Here is a 16,048-nt window from a genome sequence, read left to right as displayed (position 1 = left end):
TCAGGGCCGAGGATGCCTTTTTGTCCGCCATCGAACAAGAACTGTCCGACAGCGTACAGGTGAAACCGGAAGTAAATTTTGCCATGTATTGAATATCAGTAAGTTATTTTGTTGGCACGGCATTTGGATTCAGCGTAAACGAATACGTAAACAACACTTTTGAACAGCATTATTACCAAACAACAACAAATACTAAACGAAAAAGCCATGTTAAATCTTTTGAGTAACCTGATCTGTACCGCGCTGTTGAGCGTCCCCGTTGCCAACGATGCCAATGCACCGAAAGCGTTGCCGTTTGAAGTGAGTGCGTACGTGACTACGCAAAATACCATTCGGCTGGCCGTCGAAAAATCAGCCCCGGAAGCGGTGGTGGTCTTGCTGCGCAACAACAAAAATGAGGTCATTTTTCAGGATATGATTTCGAAAAAAGAGCTAAAATATGCGGCTAAACTGGACGTGAAAAACCTGGCTGACGGTGCGTATGAACTCGAATTTAAGTCGGCCCAGGGCGCGATTCGGAAACAGGTGAATCTGGCGACCAAACCGGTGGCTGACCCGGTCCGGATGGTGGTGCTGAACACGCCGACCGAATAAGCCGTAAAAGAATCAAGTGGAAACCACTTCCGGGCCGACCGGCGGTGGTTTTTTGTTTTTAGGAACGGTTTTTCGGGAATATTTTCCTAATTCGCACTACCATTGAGCGCGGTCAGCCGCGACTCCAACGCTTACCATCATGAAATTTGAGGATTATCCGATTGCTCCCGAAATCAAGCGAAATCTGGAGGGGCTGGGCTTCAAAAAGCCTACCGACATCCAGTTTAAGTCGATTCCGCCCATTTTGAAGGGAGAAGATGTACTGGCGATTGCCCAAACCGGCACCGGAAAAACGGCCGCTTTTGCCATCCCGGTCGTCAGTATGTTGTATGAACGGAACCGGGCGCGCCGGGCAGAAGGAATCAAATGTCTGGTGATGGTGCCAACGCGTGAGCTGGCAATTCAGATTACGGGCGTGTTTGATAAAATTGCAAAATACACGAATCTGAAAGCGTTTTCGGTTTTCGGGGGCGTTGAACAGGGGCCGCAGATTGCGCGGCTGGAAAACGGAATTGATATTCTGGTTGCCACGCCGGGCCGGATGTTCGATCTGGTGAGTCAGGGCTACATTCGGCTGCAACGCGTGGAGGTGCTGATTCTGGACGAAGCCGATCACATGCTTGACCTGGGATTCATCAAGGACATTCAGGATCTGATGAAATTCTTGCCCCGCAAGCGGCAAACGCTGTTTTTTTCGGCTACCATCAACGAGAAAATCAAGAAGCTGGCGTACTCGCTGGTGCATAATGCCATCCGAATCCAGGTTTCGCCCAAAGATCCGGTGGCCAAGAACATCGATCATTCGGTGGCTTTCGTCGGCATGGACGACAAACGGTTTTTTCTGGAACGAATGATTCGCGAACACGCCGACAGCAAAATCCTCGTTTTTGTCCGAACGAAGGTGCGGGCTGAGCGAGTCATGAAAGCTTTGGAGCGCGTTCAGATTGCGAGCCAGACCATCCACGGTGACAAAGAACAGCGCGACCGGCTGCAAGTGCTGAATCAGTTCCGGAGTGGTGAGCTGAAGGTGCTGATTGCAACGGATGTAAGCGCCCGGGGAATTGACATTGCCAACGTGGATTACGTGATCAATTACGACCTGCCAGAGCAGCCCGAAAACTACGTTCACCGTGTGGGCCGGACGGGGCGAGGCACGCAGAAAGGACAGGCATTTTCGTTTTGCAGCCCGGAAGAAAAACCGATTCTAGCCGAAATCGAGCAGTATTTAACGAAGCCGGTCAAGGTTGTTCAGATTGATGCCGAAACCTACGAAGAAACCGTCGACAATAGCCAGGATGCCTCGTTCGATCTGAAAGCGCTGATGAAAGAGGCCGAAGAGTTTGAAAAGAACCGGAAGAAGAAAAAGAAAAAATAGGCAGCAAACCCGCAGGATTGTCTCATATACGGAACGTGCTAAAAAGCCAGCTTTCTCCAAGCTGGCTTTTTAATTTAACGGGCCGTTGCTTCAGTAGACGGTTGATATCTCTACCGATATACGATAGTTTTTGTGGGAAAAAGTCTATATTTGATTCGTAAAATACAAGCCGCGCAGAAGATGCCTTTAAAAATGACACTGGAAGGCGAGATAAAAATTGTCCAGTTTGGGCAGGGTGTCCGTCCGTTGTCGGATCTACAGGCTTCATTCAGTCGGCTCGATGATGAGCAAAAAAAGAGCGACCTATTTGACTTGACTTCGCTGGTTCATCTTGCTAAAGCTGTGGACGCTGATATTGAGCAGGCAATTGCCGCGAGTGGACTCGAATCAACGGATGCGCCTGTCGTATTTTTGAGATCCGATCGGTTGCGGATAAACCGGGTCTTTATCCTGCCCGAAGAAATACTCGACAAAGCCTACACCCTGCAATTGCATTTGTTCAAAACCGCTTACAAACGGCGCTATGCGTTGGAGCAGGGCAATTTGGCGCATTGGTGGTTCTGGGATTTATCCCAAAGTGAGGTTGTCCAGACCATTCTGAGGGCGCATGAGCAATTGGTGGAAGAGGTCTACAATGATCCTGGTTATCGGAGTGAATTTGACAGCCTTGCCAAACTGATGCAAGCTGACGAGCAAATGATACACGACCGCTTTCAGGAACCGTCTCCCGAAAAAGAAACCCACTTTACCTTTCTGAATTACGACGAAATGTTGTCGACGACCCTTAAAATGAACGAAGAAAACGAAAAATACAGCCGTCCTATAGGGCTGTTGCGCCGTTCTTTGGGCAAGGCACTTTCAAAGAAATATAACCTGGATTTAGCGCAGGAGATCCGGTTGATGGGAGATGTTCTGGAAAAACACAAGGAAAGTCAAAAAGACGGACTTCCCTAAGCGAGTAGCGAACATGGCCACGCGGTTGGCTCTCCGGCAGCGCTGGCTTTTACTTTTCGAGCGTTCGTTTCAGGATTCCCCCCACAAAACTTCCCAGAAACGTCAGGCCAATTGATCCGTACAGGCAGAAGAGTTCCAGTTCCCGGTCGCCACCGGCTGCGGGTCGTTCTGTCAAAAAGTAGTAGCCAATCAGCAGGGCAAACGTCTGGAGCAGGGCCAGCAGCCAGCCTTTCCGGGGTTGGGCAAAACCGATGGCTGCGGCCGAAATAGCGGCCAGTAAATAGGGCCAGTGGATGGCATTGGTGGCTTTGATTGAAAACAGGAGTACGGCGCTATTAATCAGGATGAAAATGGCATTGACCAGCAGACGCCGATCAAAAAAAGCACCGGTTTCGGGCGAAGCATCGGTTGTTGCTGGCTGCTGGGCGATGATTTGGGCGCGTTCCTGATCCTGCTGAGCCTGTTGGGGTTGATTGAGTTGCTGAAGCGTTAACCCCCGCCAGCGAAACGGTTCAGATTGCTTTCCCTGGGCGTGAAAAACCGCTTTGTCAAATGCGGTGAAAGCGCCTTCGTAGGCTTGCTGTTCGAATAGAATCTGGCCCATTTCAAGGTGCAAATCTACCACGGTATCGTCGTAGCCCAGCCCGGTCTTTACATCTTCCAGTGCGTCCGGTATCTTTCTCTGCGCCCGTAGGCAGCGGGCACGGTACAGGCGAGCCACACTGGATTGTGGTTTGGCCTGGATTCGCAGGTCAAAGTAAGTGAGCGCTTCCGCGATTTGGTGCGTATCGAAAAGCCGAATGCCTTCCTGCAACTGATCTCGCTCTTTTTCGGAAGGAGTCCGCAAATCCGCGTAGTAGCGCAGATAAATGATGTAACTAATAATCGCAACCGTTACTAGAATTTCCATAAAAACTGCCGCTGGTTGGTTGACGAACCGTGTTCATCGCCACAAAGGTAATGTTGAAATAAAAAGCAGGCCAGCTATTCGCGCACTTCAGCGCCATTCGATTGGGCTACGGCGCAACGAACCGAAAACCGCCGTAGCCCAACAGAAGGCGAAAACAGCGCGTTTACTGACCCGGCTGCAATTGGCTACTGATGGCAATGCGATTCCAGGCATTGATCGTGACCGTTGCCATAATCAGTTGGGCGAGATAATCGCGGCCAACTAATTTTTCGGCCTTCTCGTAGACCGAATCCGATACGCCATGCTGGTGAATCAGCGTAACTTCTTCCGCCAGCGCAAGAATCACTTTTTCTTCTTCGGTAAACAGCTCGGTTTCCCGCCAGGCATTCAGCAGAAAAATCCGTTGGGCGGTTTCACCCAATTTCAGGGCTTCTTTGGTGTGCATATCGATGCAATACGCGCAACCGTTCAATTGCGAAGCCCGGATTTTGATGAGGTTTTTATGGACTTTGTTCAGTTGCGTAGTCTGTAGGTAACCCTCCAGTGCATACATTGCTTTAAAGGCTTGCGGTTGGGTGGTTTGCATGTTTAATCGCTTTTCCATGGGTTTGATTTTTAAGTTGAAAAACTGTTCTGTACCAACAGAAGGGGGCAGTTCTCACACTTTGTTGGCAGAAGTTGATGAAACAAAGGTCGAAAACGGAAAAGCAAAAAAACTTAAACTGGTTTAAGATCGATTTTTTCGGCGAATTTCGCTGAGGTATTCTGGGGTGAAACCTAAAAAGGACGCCAGCAGGTATTGCGGGATACGCTGAATAAAGTCAGGGTATTTGTCGTTGAAATGGTGGTACAGTTCCTCCCGCGTGAAATCGTACAGGTATTTGATTCGTAATTGAGCCGCTGCGTATGCTTTCTGGTAAACCAGCCGGTAATAGCGGTCCAATTGGGGAAATTGGTCAATAAGCTGTTCCTGCGCGTGGAAATCAATGGCTACAACATCGGTATTTTCAACCGCCTGAATAAAAAAATCGGTCCGTTGCTGCTTTTGAAAGGCCATGTAGTCAGTGAGCCACCAGTTTTCAATCGCAAACTGGATGGTTTGCTCAACGCCTTTTTCATTGATAAAAAACATCCGCAGGCATCCTTTGACAACAAAATAATGGGAGCGGCAAAGCTGACCGGCTTCCACAAGATTCTCTTTTTTTTTGACGTGCACCGGTTTGAAATGGGCTAAAATTGCCCCTTGTTCACCATCCTTCAGGGCTACGAATTGGGTGATGTGGTTCAGGAGTGGCTCTGGCATAGTGGAAAATTTTGGCTGATCCCCAAACATACAAAATACCGCTTTCATGAAGCCTGGATGGGTTGGGGTATAGCTTCCCGCAGCCGCTGTGACGTTCGCCATACAATCTGGGTCAGGGACAAGAATGGCGAACGGACTCCTATCTTTCCTCCCGACCTGATTACTTCCGTTTGTTGTACCCAATCCGCCGGTATCCAATCAACTGATCGGCGCGCGACGCCGGCGGACGGTGGTAGACAAAGAGTTCGTAATCGTTCTCGGTATCCGAATAATTGCCTTCGATCAGCGTTTCGTTGCCAGTCAGGTTCATGCCGGAGCGCGGTACCGGGGCCGGTATGCCCTTCACCGAGTAGTTGTAATTGTAGACGCCCTGTTTTAACGGGATTTCGGCCTGGTAGGCCCGCAGTTCCGGGACATAGCTCATGCGGTTACGATCGTCCAGACGCCAGAAATTGAAGGCGCTATTGACGTACAGTTCGGCATTGGGGAGCTCGTCCATGCGCAGTGTAAAAACCGTTGTGATGTAATCGGCCTGGGTGGAACCGATGCGGGTTTCCAGGTGATCGATCACGAATTGCCCGTTGAAATCGTCGGTTTGCACGTAAGCGCCCACGCTGCGTGGCCCATCGGCATTCACAAAAACCGTGTTTTTATCCTCCCGCCGGACCACGCGTTCGATGTAGTTGCCGCGTGATAAAACCGTTCGGGTATCAAAATAACGGTATTCGTTGCCGCCCGGAAAGGTGTTTTTCAGATCAAATAGGCGGTATTCCAGCAGATTATCAAAGACGCGCACGTTGGTCGGGCGCAGCCCCGTTATAACGCGGTCGTCGCGGTAGTTTTGCCGGATCACAATTTTCAGTTCGTCCTGGGGCGAAATGAGCGGATAACCCCGGTAGTTGATGTCGAAGTTAATCTGTTGGTCGGTAAACCGGAACTGCGGGTCATTGGCAAACTGGACCGTTGGGGCGATGTTCACGCGGTTGACGTAGGCAACAAACCGTCGGCTGAAATAAATCTGCCGCGGATTGCGCTCGTTGTAAACCACCAAAACGTAATTGCCGGGTAGTTTCATCTTGGGCACCGGGAATCGGTAATGGTAGTACGGTATTTTGGTATTGAGCGAAATCTGGTAGTCCTGAATCGGGTAATCATTGTACTCGTACGTAAACTCAATGTCGCTCAGAATGGACTGTTTCCAGTCGGCGTTGCAATGCACAAATTTGGCCCGAAAGGGCCGGTAATCGGCCGTTAGGTCGTCGAATTCCAGCAGGAGTGGGGTTTCAACGGTCTGGTCAATGATGGGTGGATTGAGGGTTTGGGCGGGGTCGGCTGCATCGCTGCCAAGAACCGGATACAGCAAAACGGTTTGAATGGTATTGTCGAAAACGCGATCTTCCGTTGGCAGGCTTTGGGCCATTACCGAGCAAAACACCAGGCTGTTGACTAGTAGAAAAAAGGGAATGTATAGTTTCATACAGGCAAATGATCTGGAGTATGAACGAAATTTTGCAGACAGAGTTATACAAAAAATTAGCAATTCACTTTGAAAAAGCAAGATACAAACCCCGAATTAATGGTTGTTTATAATCCCAAGGAATGGCTGCGATTTCTGATCAACTTCCCCAAAGCCGATACCGTCCGTAAATTATTGCCATTCATGCTTTTGATGGCCGCGTACTCAACACTCATTGCGTTTGTTATTCTTGAAGTACTCGAACTGAGGGATAATTCGGACCTGAAAAACATTTCCCTGATGCACTCCTTGCTGGGATTTGTGATCTCGATGTTGCTGGTTTTCCGGACCAACACAGCCTATGATCGTTGGTGGGAAGGCCGTCGACAGTGGGGATCGCTCGTGAACAACAGCCGCAATCTGGCGCTGAAGCTGGACCCGTTGTTGGGAGAAAACAATGCCGAAGAGCGGGATTTTTTTCGGGCGATGATTCCTAATTTTGCCTTTTCGATGAAGAATCACCTGCGTTCTCATTTCGTCGAAAAAGAGTTTACGGAGTCTGCGTTGTTTCGGCTAACGGATCTGCGACGCGACGAACACATTCCCGCCCAGATTTCGGCGGCCATCACCCGAAAAGTGTACGAATTGCAGCGTCGGGGCATTTTGCTGCCCGAGCATCTGCTGTTTCTGAATCCCGAGCTACTGAGTTTTATGGATATTTGCGGAGCCTGCGAACGGATTCATAAAACGCCCATTCCGTTTTCATACAGCGCTTTTCTAAAAAAATTTATCATTATTTACTGCATAACGCTGCCGCTGGGCTACGTTTTTAACCTGCATTACCTCGTCGTGCCCTTTGTTGTATTTATTTTCTACGTGCTGGCCAGCCTTGAGGTCATTGCCGAAGAAATTGAAGATCCGTTTGGGACCGATGCCAACGACCTGCCCGCGGAAACGATCTGCAAAAACATCCGGCAGTCGGTGCAGCAACTTTTTCCGGCAGCGGTTCCGGTTGTTACAAGTACCAGACCGTCCTGAACAGCGGTTTTGAAAAACCGTTATTCAGGACTGTTTTCATTTTATGCGGCCTTCCGTGCAGAACGTGTGTACTGTCAGGCAGAAGCGAAAAACGTTCGACTGGTGCAGAATACAAGTTACGCCAGTTTTTTCTCCAGTTCCTCGGCTTCGAGCATGGCTTCTTCCCACTGCTCCTGAACGGTATCGAGTTGCGTTTTCAGGCGTTGGTAATCGGCGGTTTTGGCCTGGAGCTTTTTGTTGTCTGATACAACTTCGGGCGTGGCCAGTTCGGTTTCCAGCTGCTTTTTCTGTTTTTCCAGCCCCGCAATTTTCTGCTCAAACTCGTCGGCTTGCTGGGCGGCTTTTTTCAGGGCCCGTTGCAGTTCCCGGCGCTCGTCGTCGTTGTTTGAAGGCTTGGCGCTTGGGGCTGCCGGTTTTGCTTTCACAGCGGCTGGGGTGGCCGTTGCTTTGGTATCGATGCCCTGCGATTTGCGTTCTTCCATCCACCACTCGTATTCGTCGTACGTGCCGGGGTATTCTTTCACCTGTTCGTCTTCGATGTACCAGATTTTGTTGGCTATTTGCGAGACGAAATACCGATCATGAGATACAATGACGTAGGTGCCTTCGTACTGCTCCAGCGCCTGAATCAGGATGTTGACCGACTGCATATCCAAGTGGTTGGTCGGCTCATCGAGCAGCAGGAAGTTGGCTTGCGAAAGCAACACTTTTGCCAGGGCAACCCGCGATTTTTCACCCCCGGACAACACCTTGATTTTCTTGAACACATCGTCGCCCGAGAACAGGAAGCAACCCAGAACCGTTCGGAGTTCGGCTTCGCTTTTGGTGGGGTTGGCGGTTTTGAGTTCTTCCAGCATGTTGTCTTCCACGTTCAGCGATTCCAGCTGGTGCTGGGCGTAAAAACTGAACGAGACATTATGGCCCAGTCGCCGTTCGCCTTGGGTGGTGGGTTCTGTACCGGCAATGATCCGGAGCAGGGTCGATTTCCCTTTTCCGTTGGCGCCAATCAGGGCCACGTGATCACCGCGCTCCAGCCGGGCGGTCGTATGGGTCAGGATTTTTTTATCGGCGTACGACTTGCTGACGTCATCGAGGTGGAGGATGTGCCGACCTGGTTGCGTCGAGAAGTTGAACCGGAAGTTGACCCGGGCGTTTTCGTCAATGACGGCGTCAACCAGTTCCATTTTTTCCAGCATTTTGACCCGGCTCTGCGCTTGTTTGGCCTTGGTGGCTTTGGCTTTAAACCGTTCGATAAACCGTTCGGTCTGCCGGATTTTGGCCTGCTGATTTTCGTAAGCTCCCTGCTGTATCTCGTTCCGCAGGGCTTTTTCTTCCACGTAAAACGAGTAATTACCGCCGTAGTAGTTCAGCTTGGCTCCGGAAACCTCCACGATGCTATCCACCACATTATCCAGGAATTCGCGGTCGTGCGAGACCACGATGACGGCTCCTTCGTAATTCTGTATGTATTTCTCCACCCACTGAATAGACGGTAAGTCCAAGTGGTTGGTCGGCTCATCAAGCATCAGCAGCGACGGTTTTTGCAGCAGCAACTTGGCCAGCATAACGCGCATCCGCCAGCCCCCGGAAAATTGCCGCAGCGGTTTGTGCAGATCCTCGGTCGTAAAGCCCAGCCCTTCCAGAATTTCTTCCGCTTTGGATTGGATGGTATAACCGTCCAGGGCCGCAAACTCATCCTGTGCCCGGGCCAGTTTATCGATCAGGGCATCGGTGTAGTTGACCTCCATTTCGTGCAAAAGCGTATCGATGCGTTTTTGCAGGTGGTTCTGCCGCTCGAAAGCCTGCATGGCCACCGACAAAATGGAGTCATCGGTTTGGTACGAGAGCAAATCCTGATTCAGAAAACCGATGGTAACGTCGCCCGCTTTGGAGATGACTCCACCGTCGAGTTGGTATTCGCCAATAATTAAGCGAAGCAGCGTTGATTTTCCGGTTCCGTTGAGACCAATAAGACCAATTTTCTGACCGGGCTTGATGTGCATCGATGCATTTTCGTAGAGAGCCCGGCTGCCGAGGTAATAAGACAGGTTTGTAAGAGAAATCATAGCCGCAAATTTACGCAATTTTGCTGCGTTTACTTGCATGATTTGTAAAGAACCCGTTAATTTGCACCCACAAAAATGATGACAAATCATTTTGCCTCCTTAGCTCAGCTGGTAGAGCGACGCATTCGTAATGCGTAGGTCGCAGGTTCGAATCCCGTAGGAGGCTCTTATTGCTAAGCGACGCATTCGTAATGCGTAGGTCGCAGACGGTCGGCCGCTGCCGTTCGAATCCCGTAGGAGGCTCATGCATCAAAGGCTAATCAGTTTCAGGGCGGAAAGCTCAGAAAAAACTGATTAGTCTTTTTCTTTTTCGATACCGTCGCCTTGCGATGTCCCCATTTTGGATGGGCTCTCTTCTCTCATCTTCCCTTCGGCGTTTAGCGAGTCACATGATTCCGGTTTGCTCCCCTTGTTAGTTGACGTTTTACACGCGCCGGGATTTCAGCAGGGGCCATTATCTCACTTCTTGATGACTTTCATTGATTGCCTTCAACCAAACGAAAGAGGCTCTGTTAATTGATCGACCTTCGGTAGAAGGTACCTTCATTTCATTCAAACGTAAAACTCAATGGAAGAACTCAACATTTCATCCAGCAAGAAGCCGGGGCCTACTATTCCGGCAATTCCCTCCGTCGAACGGCGAATGTTTTTGCGCAGCCTGGGATTGACTTCAGCTTCCACACTGGCCTTACTGGCATCCTGTTCTCAAGATAAACTCCTGGCTCCTGAGCAGGCGTTGGGGCGTTCCGGTGCCCGGATAGGAGCCACTGTATTGCCCGACGGTTCGATTGATCTCGGGTCGGGCGATATCGGAATTGCCAATCTGGCCTATACACTCGACCAGCTTGAAGTGGCTTTCTACATGACGGCGGTTGAAAAAGCGTCGGGGTTGAGCGGACTGGACCGCAAAGTACTGGAAGAACTGCACGATCACGAAGTGGTTCATCGGGAGTTTTTCAAAGCGATGCTGGGTGAGCAGGCCATCCCTATGCTGGAATTTGATTTTAGCAGAATTAACTTCAACGATCGCAATGCCGTATTCGATGCCGCTCAGCAGTTCGAAAGTGTTGGGGTAGCTGCCTTTAACGGGACCGGGCCGCTGATTCATGATGTAGAAGTACTGAAAATTGCGGGAAAAATGGTCTCGGTGGAGGCTCGTCACGCTACCCTGGCTCGCCATATGCTAGGGCCAAAAACCTATTTTGCCCTCGGCCACGAAATGATCGACGGTAACGGACTCGACTGGCATCTGACGCCGGAGCAAGTGGTGATGAAAGCACAGGGGTTCATCAAACAGAAAATAAGTGTGGCAAATCTCCCAAAAATGTAATTCCGATCGGTATGAACTTATTTAATATTTTTTCTGACATCGAAAAGGTTGATGCTGATGCCAGCGAACGCTTCAAATTTACACGCCGGAAACTGCTAAAAACCACCTCCGTTGCGGCATTGGCAACGCCTGCCCTCTTCGCCACTACCGTCAATAAGGCGTTTGCCGCTGATGCCGATGTGGTTGAAGTGCTGAATTTCGCGTTGACGCTTGAGTATCTGGAAGCCGAATTTTATAGAATGGGTCTGATGACTTCGGGTTTGATTCCGGAAAGCGACAAACAGGTGTTCATGAAAATTGGCGAACACGAAAAACAGCACGTTGACTTTCTGAAGGCTCAATTAGGCGACAAAGCCAAACCGATGCCGCAGTTCGATTTTACTGCGAAGGGCATGTTTGCGAATCCATTCTCAAATTATGCCGTATTCCTGACCTTATCGCAAGCTTTTGAGGACCTGGGCGTTCGGGCCTACAAAGGGCAGGCTCCCAAATTGAAAGATGATAAAGCGGTTTTGTTGGCCGCCTTAAAGATTCACTCGGTAGAAGCCCGTCATGCCGGAGAGGTACGCCTGATCCGCGGGTTGCGGGTCTGGGCTTCGGAGCAGGAAACGGGGGGCGTGCCGGGGGCTATCTACAAAGGCGAGAACGAAACCAATCAGCGGGTTGGTATTGATTTAATGCCGCTTGTCGATGATTACCTGTCGCCCGGTAATGCGGGGGCGCTTGAGTTGATTGTACGAGAGTCTTTCGACGAACCATTGACGAAGGAAGAAGTACTCGCAATAGCCGGGCCTTTCATTAAAGAAATGATGCCCTGATCCGGTTTCATTGGATGCGAAGTAGGCAGGTGAACTTGCTGCTTCGCATCTAGCCACTACACTGGTACTAGTGGATGTGCAGTCCCATTTTTGAGGTGATTGGCGTCAATGAAGAGGGTTACCATACGTTGGTAACCCTTTTTCATTCATGAACCGGCTGAGGTAGATGAGAGGTTTCCTTGAATAGCCGGACTACACCCTACGTCCGGCTATTTCTAGTTTATTAGGAGTCAGGATTTCCAGTGCAGCGCCAGACGAATACGAAACAATGTTCCTGTTCCTGTTTGGGTCTCAATTTCGAGGCTGGCCCGTAAAAGCTCGCATAACCGCTTAACAATTGACAAACCGATGCCTTCTCCAGTGGATGAGAGGTCGGCCTGGATGTTGGCTTCTTCCTGGGCGTCCGCTTCCGGATTTGGAATGCCAAAGGCGGCATTGGATTCGGGTGTTGGTGACAATACCTGCGAGAATGCACCCGCTTGCTGATGGGGCAAACCGGGCCCCGAATCCTGAACGCTGATAATCCAACGGTAATTGCTTTCGGCCGTCCAGGAGATGGAAACCCAGCCGGAATCAGTGTGTTTCAAGGCATTCAGAACCAGGTTTTGTACAATTCGCTGGAGATGAAGGGGATCACTTTCCACGATCAATTCGGATGGTCCATCGGCTTTCAAAACAAGCCCTACTTTTTCGGCCAGTGGCTGATAGCTTTCGACCAATTTATGCAAAAGTTGCCCCGCATCGAATGACTGAATATTCACGGGTTCCTGACCGGCTTCCAGGCGGGATAGGTCCATGAGCTGAATAACCATATCCCGTACGGTTTTCAGGTTGCGGTTCAGCATTTCGAGGGTTTGTTTGCGTTCCGGCTCTGAGATTTCCATTAAATTCAGATACGAAGCTGCACCCTGAATAATGCCGAAGCTGCCGCGCAGATCGTGCGAGGTGGTGCGCAGTAAATCACTCCGCTGACGGGTCAATTCATTGAGGTCGTCGAATGCCTGTTCCAGGTAAACAACGCGATTACTCGCTTCCCGGCGCTGTAGTTCCGTGTATTGCTCTACACTGCCCTGATAGCTCTGCGCACTAAACCAGGAGACGTATTCATACGAGAGCGTAATGGGTTCAACTTCAGATGTAGGATAAAGGTGCCAGAATTGCCGGAGCTCATCCAGTAAAATCGTGTTCATGTGATGAATTTCGATCAGCAATTCCGATAGGCTGTACCCCTTTTGCCAACGGTGCAATCCATGCTCCGCAGCGAGTAGCCTGATATCTCCCGACAACGGTTTTTGTTGAAAGCACTCATGTAAAACATTGAGCATGAAGGGAGCTTTATTGTTGAACTCCTCGCGGCTCAAATTAGCAACGGTGTTAGCACCCGGATCTTTTTGGCAAACTGTTCGCCAGTTATTCAACAGGGATTCACGACGAGCAACCAGATACCCAGCTAATAACGTTAAAGGTGCTTCAGAGGACATATTCATGGTTAATCGGTTTTTTAGAGCGCCATTTTATCAACGGCTAATGAAGTGGTTGTTGGCTAATTGGCTAACAAGAAAGTTGAAAAGCTTCTGTGGCTTCTCTAACGCTGCGAAGGCTGGATTGCATGTCCCTTGTTTGGCCTATGCCTTTTCGCGTAGGCCTTCTCCAACGCTAAGCAGCCACTTGACGAGGCAACAACAGAACCGGGAGCAGAGAAGCTTGGTGCCTTGCCCGCTCCGTAGCCTGATTAATAAAAGGGTGCCAGAAGAGTTGGCTGCTGGCACTACTGAAAATTCCGATTGGACGAACGGCTTCGTGGAGCGCTAAGTCGGTGATCATTTCAAGCCCGTCCTGGTAGGAGTTACAGGAGAGCATCCGATATTGTTTCCGAAACTGATAAATCACCAGGTAGGTCTTGGCCGAGACCAGGAATGAATGGTTCATAGCGTAGGTAGAGAAGCAGCGTATCGTTAAAAGTGATGAAAAAAAAGATCCATAATTTGTCTGCCTTTTTTAGCCAAGCACAAGCGGTCTTGGCAGGTGATCGCTCCGCCACCAGTCATCATTTATCCATTCGCTCGTTTCTACCTCCCCAAAAATGCTGGTTTCCTAGTCAAGGAACACATTGCGCGTTCTTGCGCAGCCAATCCGTCTGATAACCTCATTGTGAGCGCTAATGTTTAGAGAAGGGTTTCTTTCTAAAGCGTAAAGAATTCGTTGGCTAGCACGATACCTTTCCAAGTACTTACGAACGATAGCCGTTATCGGTTTGCGACGGGTGTTGCTAGTGGCCGGATGGTGACCCGTCGGTGGTGTGATGATGGCCCGGCAAAGGTTCCTTTTCGGAAGAAACTTTCAGTTGTCGGATCTCGCCCTGTTCCCAGGCATTGGCACCGGGCTGAACGTTGGGTGTTGGAATATCGGCCCGGTTCTGGCGCTTTTCCTGCGTGGAAATCTTAAACCGTTCATCACGGCGTGTCAGCAGGCTGTCGGCTAACTGGCCATCTTTGGTAAACCCCATCATGATCATCGGATGCCCCAGCGGCAGTTTCAGGTCACGATCCGTATGCCAGGTATGAAAGGTCTTTCCGTAGGTTGAAACCAGTTTCTCCATCAATTCATGCTCGGCGATTAACGGCAAACCGGGCGCAATCAGCGTGCCCGACTTTACCTCATGATGGTGGCTGTGCCAGAGCTTTCTTTCCTCGGCGGGCAAGGTCGTAAACAAGCGCTCCGAAACGATGTACTCGATTCCCATTACTTTGGCATCCGGACCGTTACCGTCGAATATCAGGCACTGAACAAGGTCTTCGTTTAGCTGAGTGCAATAGTGATGGGCTTCCATTTGCCCTTTCAGGTCGCCATTGTAAAAATGAAAACCGTCTAAATACATGCTCATGGCTTTCAGCGGAGCCTTGTTTTGCAGGACATCCGCTCCCGTTTCGAGTACTTCCGTTTTAGCGGTTTTCTCACCACCCGGTGACTCAACCTGCGAGTCGGTGTTGCGGCCCCCACAACCCGCCCATAAAACCGTGGCTACACTGGCCAGCGCTACACAACCCCATCGAATCGGCTTATACATTTTTGGAAGTGAGTTTAGCGCCTATGTATTCCCGATTGAGCCGGGTAATGTGATCCAGTGAAATCGAAGCCGGACATTCTACCGAGCAAGCCCCCATAAAGGAACAGGCCCCAAACCCTTCCGCGTCCATCTGAGCGACCATCCGTTCGACCCGCATTTGGCGCTCGGGATCACCCTGGGGCAATACCGCGAATCGGGAAACCTGAGCCGCCGTGAAGAGCATTGCCGAGGCATTTTTGCAGGCGGCTACACACGCTCCGCAGGCAATGCAGGCTGCCGCATCCATGGATTCTTCCTGCCGTTCGCGCGCAATCAGAATTTCATTGGCATCCGGAGCAGCGCCCGTATTAACCGAGATATACCCGCCCGCCTGAACGATTCGGTCGAAAGCCGAGCGATCGACCACCAAATCCTTGATAACGGGGAAGGCGCGAGCCCGCCAGGGTTCGACAACAATGGTACTGCCGTCTTCAAAACTTCGCATATGCAGCAAACAGGTTGCTCCACCCGTTTGGGGGCCATGAGCCCGGCCGTTGATAAACATCGCGCAGGAGCCACAGATCCCTTCCCGGCAATCGTGGTCGAACACAACCGGATCCTGGCCCTGAAGGAGTAGATTCTGGTTCAGAACATCAAACATTTCCAGAAAGGACATATCCGGTGACAAATCGGTCAGGTGGTATTCCACAAGCTTACCGGGAGCATGGCTATTTGCCTGTCGCCAGACTTTTAAGGTAACATTCATCGGCTATGTTTTTATCTTAACTACCCGCCCGAAAATCAGATGTTGGCGTACGGACTCGAAAAATAAGGGAATGGACCATCGGCCAAGAATCGCTCGTTTCCGCGTCATCTTGGCCACCCGGAAGTAGAGCACGTACACAAATGAATTGAGCCGGAGATGAATCAAATCAAGCTGGCCACAGCAAAAGCAAACCGCCGGGCTGCTGCGGTAGAAGAACTTTTGCAGCGTCTTCATAGCCAGTTAGTTCCACGTTGACGTGCTGGTTGTGGTCGCGGAGTGTGGTGTGTCAAACGGAGCTTTTGCGCAAGCCAGCGGTTTTCCAGGCCCGGCAAGAAGTGGCCTTTTTCTACAAAATACCGGAAGGCAACGCGTTCGGCCAACTGGGTTCAATT

The 16,048-nt window shown here is 50.4% G+C and carries 16 protein-coding genes and 1 tRNA gene; 7 read left to right on the top strand and 10 right to left on the bottom strand.

The window, feature by feature from the left end:
- Positions 1 to 207: 207 nt before the first annotated feature.
- The 3 genes from ACYVH9_RS13570 (at position 208) to ACYVH9_RS13560 (ending at position 2,923) form a co-directional block, all read left to right on the top strand.
- Positions 208 to 594: a DUF3244 domain-containing protein gene (locus tag ACYVH9_RS13570; RefSeq protein WP_460636895.1), complete on the top strand. Its 387-nt coding sequence runs from the start codon at positions 208 to 210 to the stop codon at positions 592 to 594.
- 139 nt (positions 595 to 733) lie between these two features.
- Complete coding sequence (locus ACYVH9_RS13565; RefSeq protein WP_460636894.1) at positions 734 to 1,969, top strand: DEAD/DEAH box helicase; 1,236 nt, start codon at positions 734 to 736, stop codon at positions 1,967 to 1,969.
- 180 nt (positions 1,970 to 2,149) lie between these two features.
- Positions 2,150 to 2,923 (top strand): DUF5958 family protein, encoded by a 774-nt coding sequence (locus ACYVH9_RS13560; RefSeq protein WP_460636893.1) that lies wholly within the window; start codon positions 2,150 to 2,152, stop codon positions 2,921 to 2,923.
- A 49-nt stretch (positions 2,924 to 2,972) separates the two neighbouring features.
- On the opposite strand, the gene ACYVH9_RS13555 is transcribed toward ACYVH9_RS13560, so the two are convergent.
- The 4 genes from ACYVH9_RS13555 to ACYVH9_RS13540 form a co-directional block, all read right to left on the bottom strand.
- Positions 2,973 to 3,833, bottom strand: coding sequence for a tetratricopeptide repeat protein (locus tag ACYVH9_RS13555; RefSeq protein ID WP_460636892.1), 861 nt, complete (start codon positions 3,831 to 3,833; stop codon positions 2,973 to 2,975).
- 163 nt (positions 3,834 to 3,996) lie between these two features.
- Positions 3,997 to 4,437: a carboxymuconolactone decarboxylase family protein gene (locus tag ACYVH9_RS13550; protein ID WP_460636891.1), complete on the bottom strand. Its 441-nt coding sequence runs from the start codon at positions 4,435 to 4,437 to the stop codon at positions 3,997 to 3,999.
- Between the two features lie 123 nt (positions 4,438 to 4,560).
- On the bottom strand, positions 4,561 to 5,136 hold the full coding sequence (locus ACYVH9_RS13545; protein WP_460636890.1) for a Crp/Fnr family transcriptional regulator: 576 nt from the start codon (positions 5,134 to 5,136) through the stop codon (positions 4,561 to 4,563).
- 160 nt (positions 5,137 to 5,296) lie between these two features.
- Positions 5,297 to 6,613: a type IX secretion system plug protein gene (locus tag ACYVH9_RS13540; RefSeq protein ID WP_460636889.1), complete on the bottom strand. Its 1,317-nt coding sequence runs from the start codon at positions 6,611 to 6,613 to the stop codon at positions 5,297 to 5,299.
- Between the two features lie 99 nt (positions 6,614 to 6,712).
- Here ACYVH9_RS13540 and ACYVH9_RS13535 point away from each other — a divergent pair, with 99 nt between their 5' ends.
- On the top strand, positions 6,713 to 7,630 hold the full coding sequence (locus tag ACYVH9_RS13535; protein WP_460637591.1) for a bestrophin family protein: 918 nt from the start codon (positions 6,713 to 6,715) through the stop codon (positions 7,628 to 7,630).
- A gap of 116 nt (positions 7,631 to 7,746) precedes the next feature.
- On the opposite strand, the gene ACYVH9_RS13530 is transcribed toward ACYVH9_RS13535, so the two are convergent.
- A complete protein-coding gene (locus tag ACYVH9_RS13530) occupies positions 7,747 to 9,696 on the bottom strand; it encodes an ABC-F family ATP-binding cassette domain-containing protein (protein WP_460636888.1) in 1,950 nt (649 codons plus the stop codon).
- Positions 9,697 to 9,789: 93 nt separating this feature from the next.
- Between ACYVH9_RS13530 and ACYVH9_RS13525 the strand changes: the two genes are divergently transcribed.
- From ACYVH9_RS13525 to ACYVH9_RS13515, 3 genes are all read left to right on the top strand, one after another.
- A tRNA-Thr gene (locus tag ACYVH9_RS13525) sits at positions 9,790 to 9,862 on the top strand.
- Between the two features lie 402 nt (positions 9,863 to 10,264).
- Positions 10,265 to 11,026, top strand: a complete 762-nt coding sequence (locus ACYVH9_RS13520; protein WP_460636887.1) for a ferritin-like domain-containing protein — start codon at positions 10,265 to 10,267, stop codon at positions 11,024 to 11,026.
- An 11-nt stretch (positions 11,027 to 11,037) separates the two neighbouring features.
- Complete coding sequence (locus ACYVH9_RS13515; protein WP_460636886.1) at positions 11,038 to 11,844, top strand: ferritin-like domain-containing protein; 807 nt, start codon at positions 11,038 to 11,040, stop codon at positions 11,842 to 11,844.
- A 230-nt stretch (positions 11,845 to 12,074) separates the two neighbouring features.
- Here ACYVH9_RS13515 and ACYVH9_RS13510 read toward each other — a convergent pair whose 3' ends face one another.
- From ACYVH9_RS13510 to ACYVH9_RS13490, 5 genes are all read right to left on the bottom strand, one after another.
- Positions 12,075 to 13,331, bottom strand: coding sequence for a sensor histidine kinase (locus ACYVH9_RS13510; protein WP_460636885.1), 1,257 nt, complete (start codon positions 13,329 to 13,331; stop codon positions 12,075 to 12,077).
- 169 nt (positions 13,332 to 13,500) lie between these two features.
- The gene (locus ACYVH9_RS13505; protein WP_460636884.1) at positions 13,501 to 13,773 is read right to left on the bottom strand and encodes a hypothetical protein; all 273 of its coding nucleotides are present in this window, start codon (positions 13,771 to 13,773) and stop codon (positions 13,501 to 13,503) included.
- A 340-nt stretch (positions 13,774 to 14,113) separates the two neighbouring features.
- Positions 14,114 to 14,911: an OBAP family protein gene (locus tag ACYVH9_RS13500; RefSeq protein WP_460636883.1), complete on the bottom strand. Its 798-nt coding sequence runs from the start codon at positions 14,909 to 14,911 to the stop codon at positions 14,114 to 14,116.
- Positions 14,904 to 15,656: a succinate dehydrogenase/fumarate reductase iron-sulfur subunit gene (locus tag ACYVH9_RS13495; RefSeq protein ID WP_460636882.1), complete on the bottom strand. Its 753-nt coding sequence runs from the start codon at positions 15,654 to 15,656 to the stop codon at positions 14,904 to 14,906. The genes ACYVH9_RS13500 and ACYVH9_RS13495 overlap by 8 nt, the downstream gene beginning before the upstream one ends.
- A 3-nt stretch (positions 15,657 to 15,659) precedes the next feature.
- On the bottom strand, positions 15,660 to 15,890 hold the full coding sequence (locus ACYVH9_RS13490) for a hypothetical protein (protein ID WP_460636881.1): 231 nt from the start codon (positions 15,888 to 15,890) through the stop codon (positions 15,660 to 15,662).
- Positions 15,891 to 16,048 lie beyond the last annotated feature (158 nt).

This window comes from Larkinella harenae, assembly GCF_054780515.1.
This window is presented reverse-complemented; position numbering and strand designations above follow the sequence as displayed.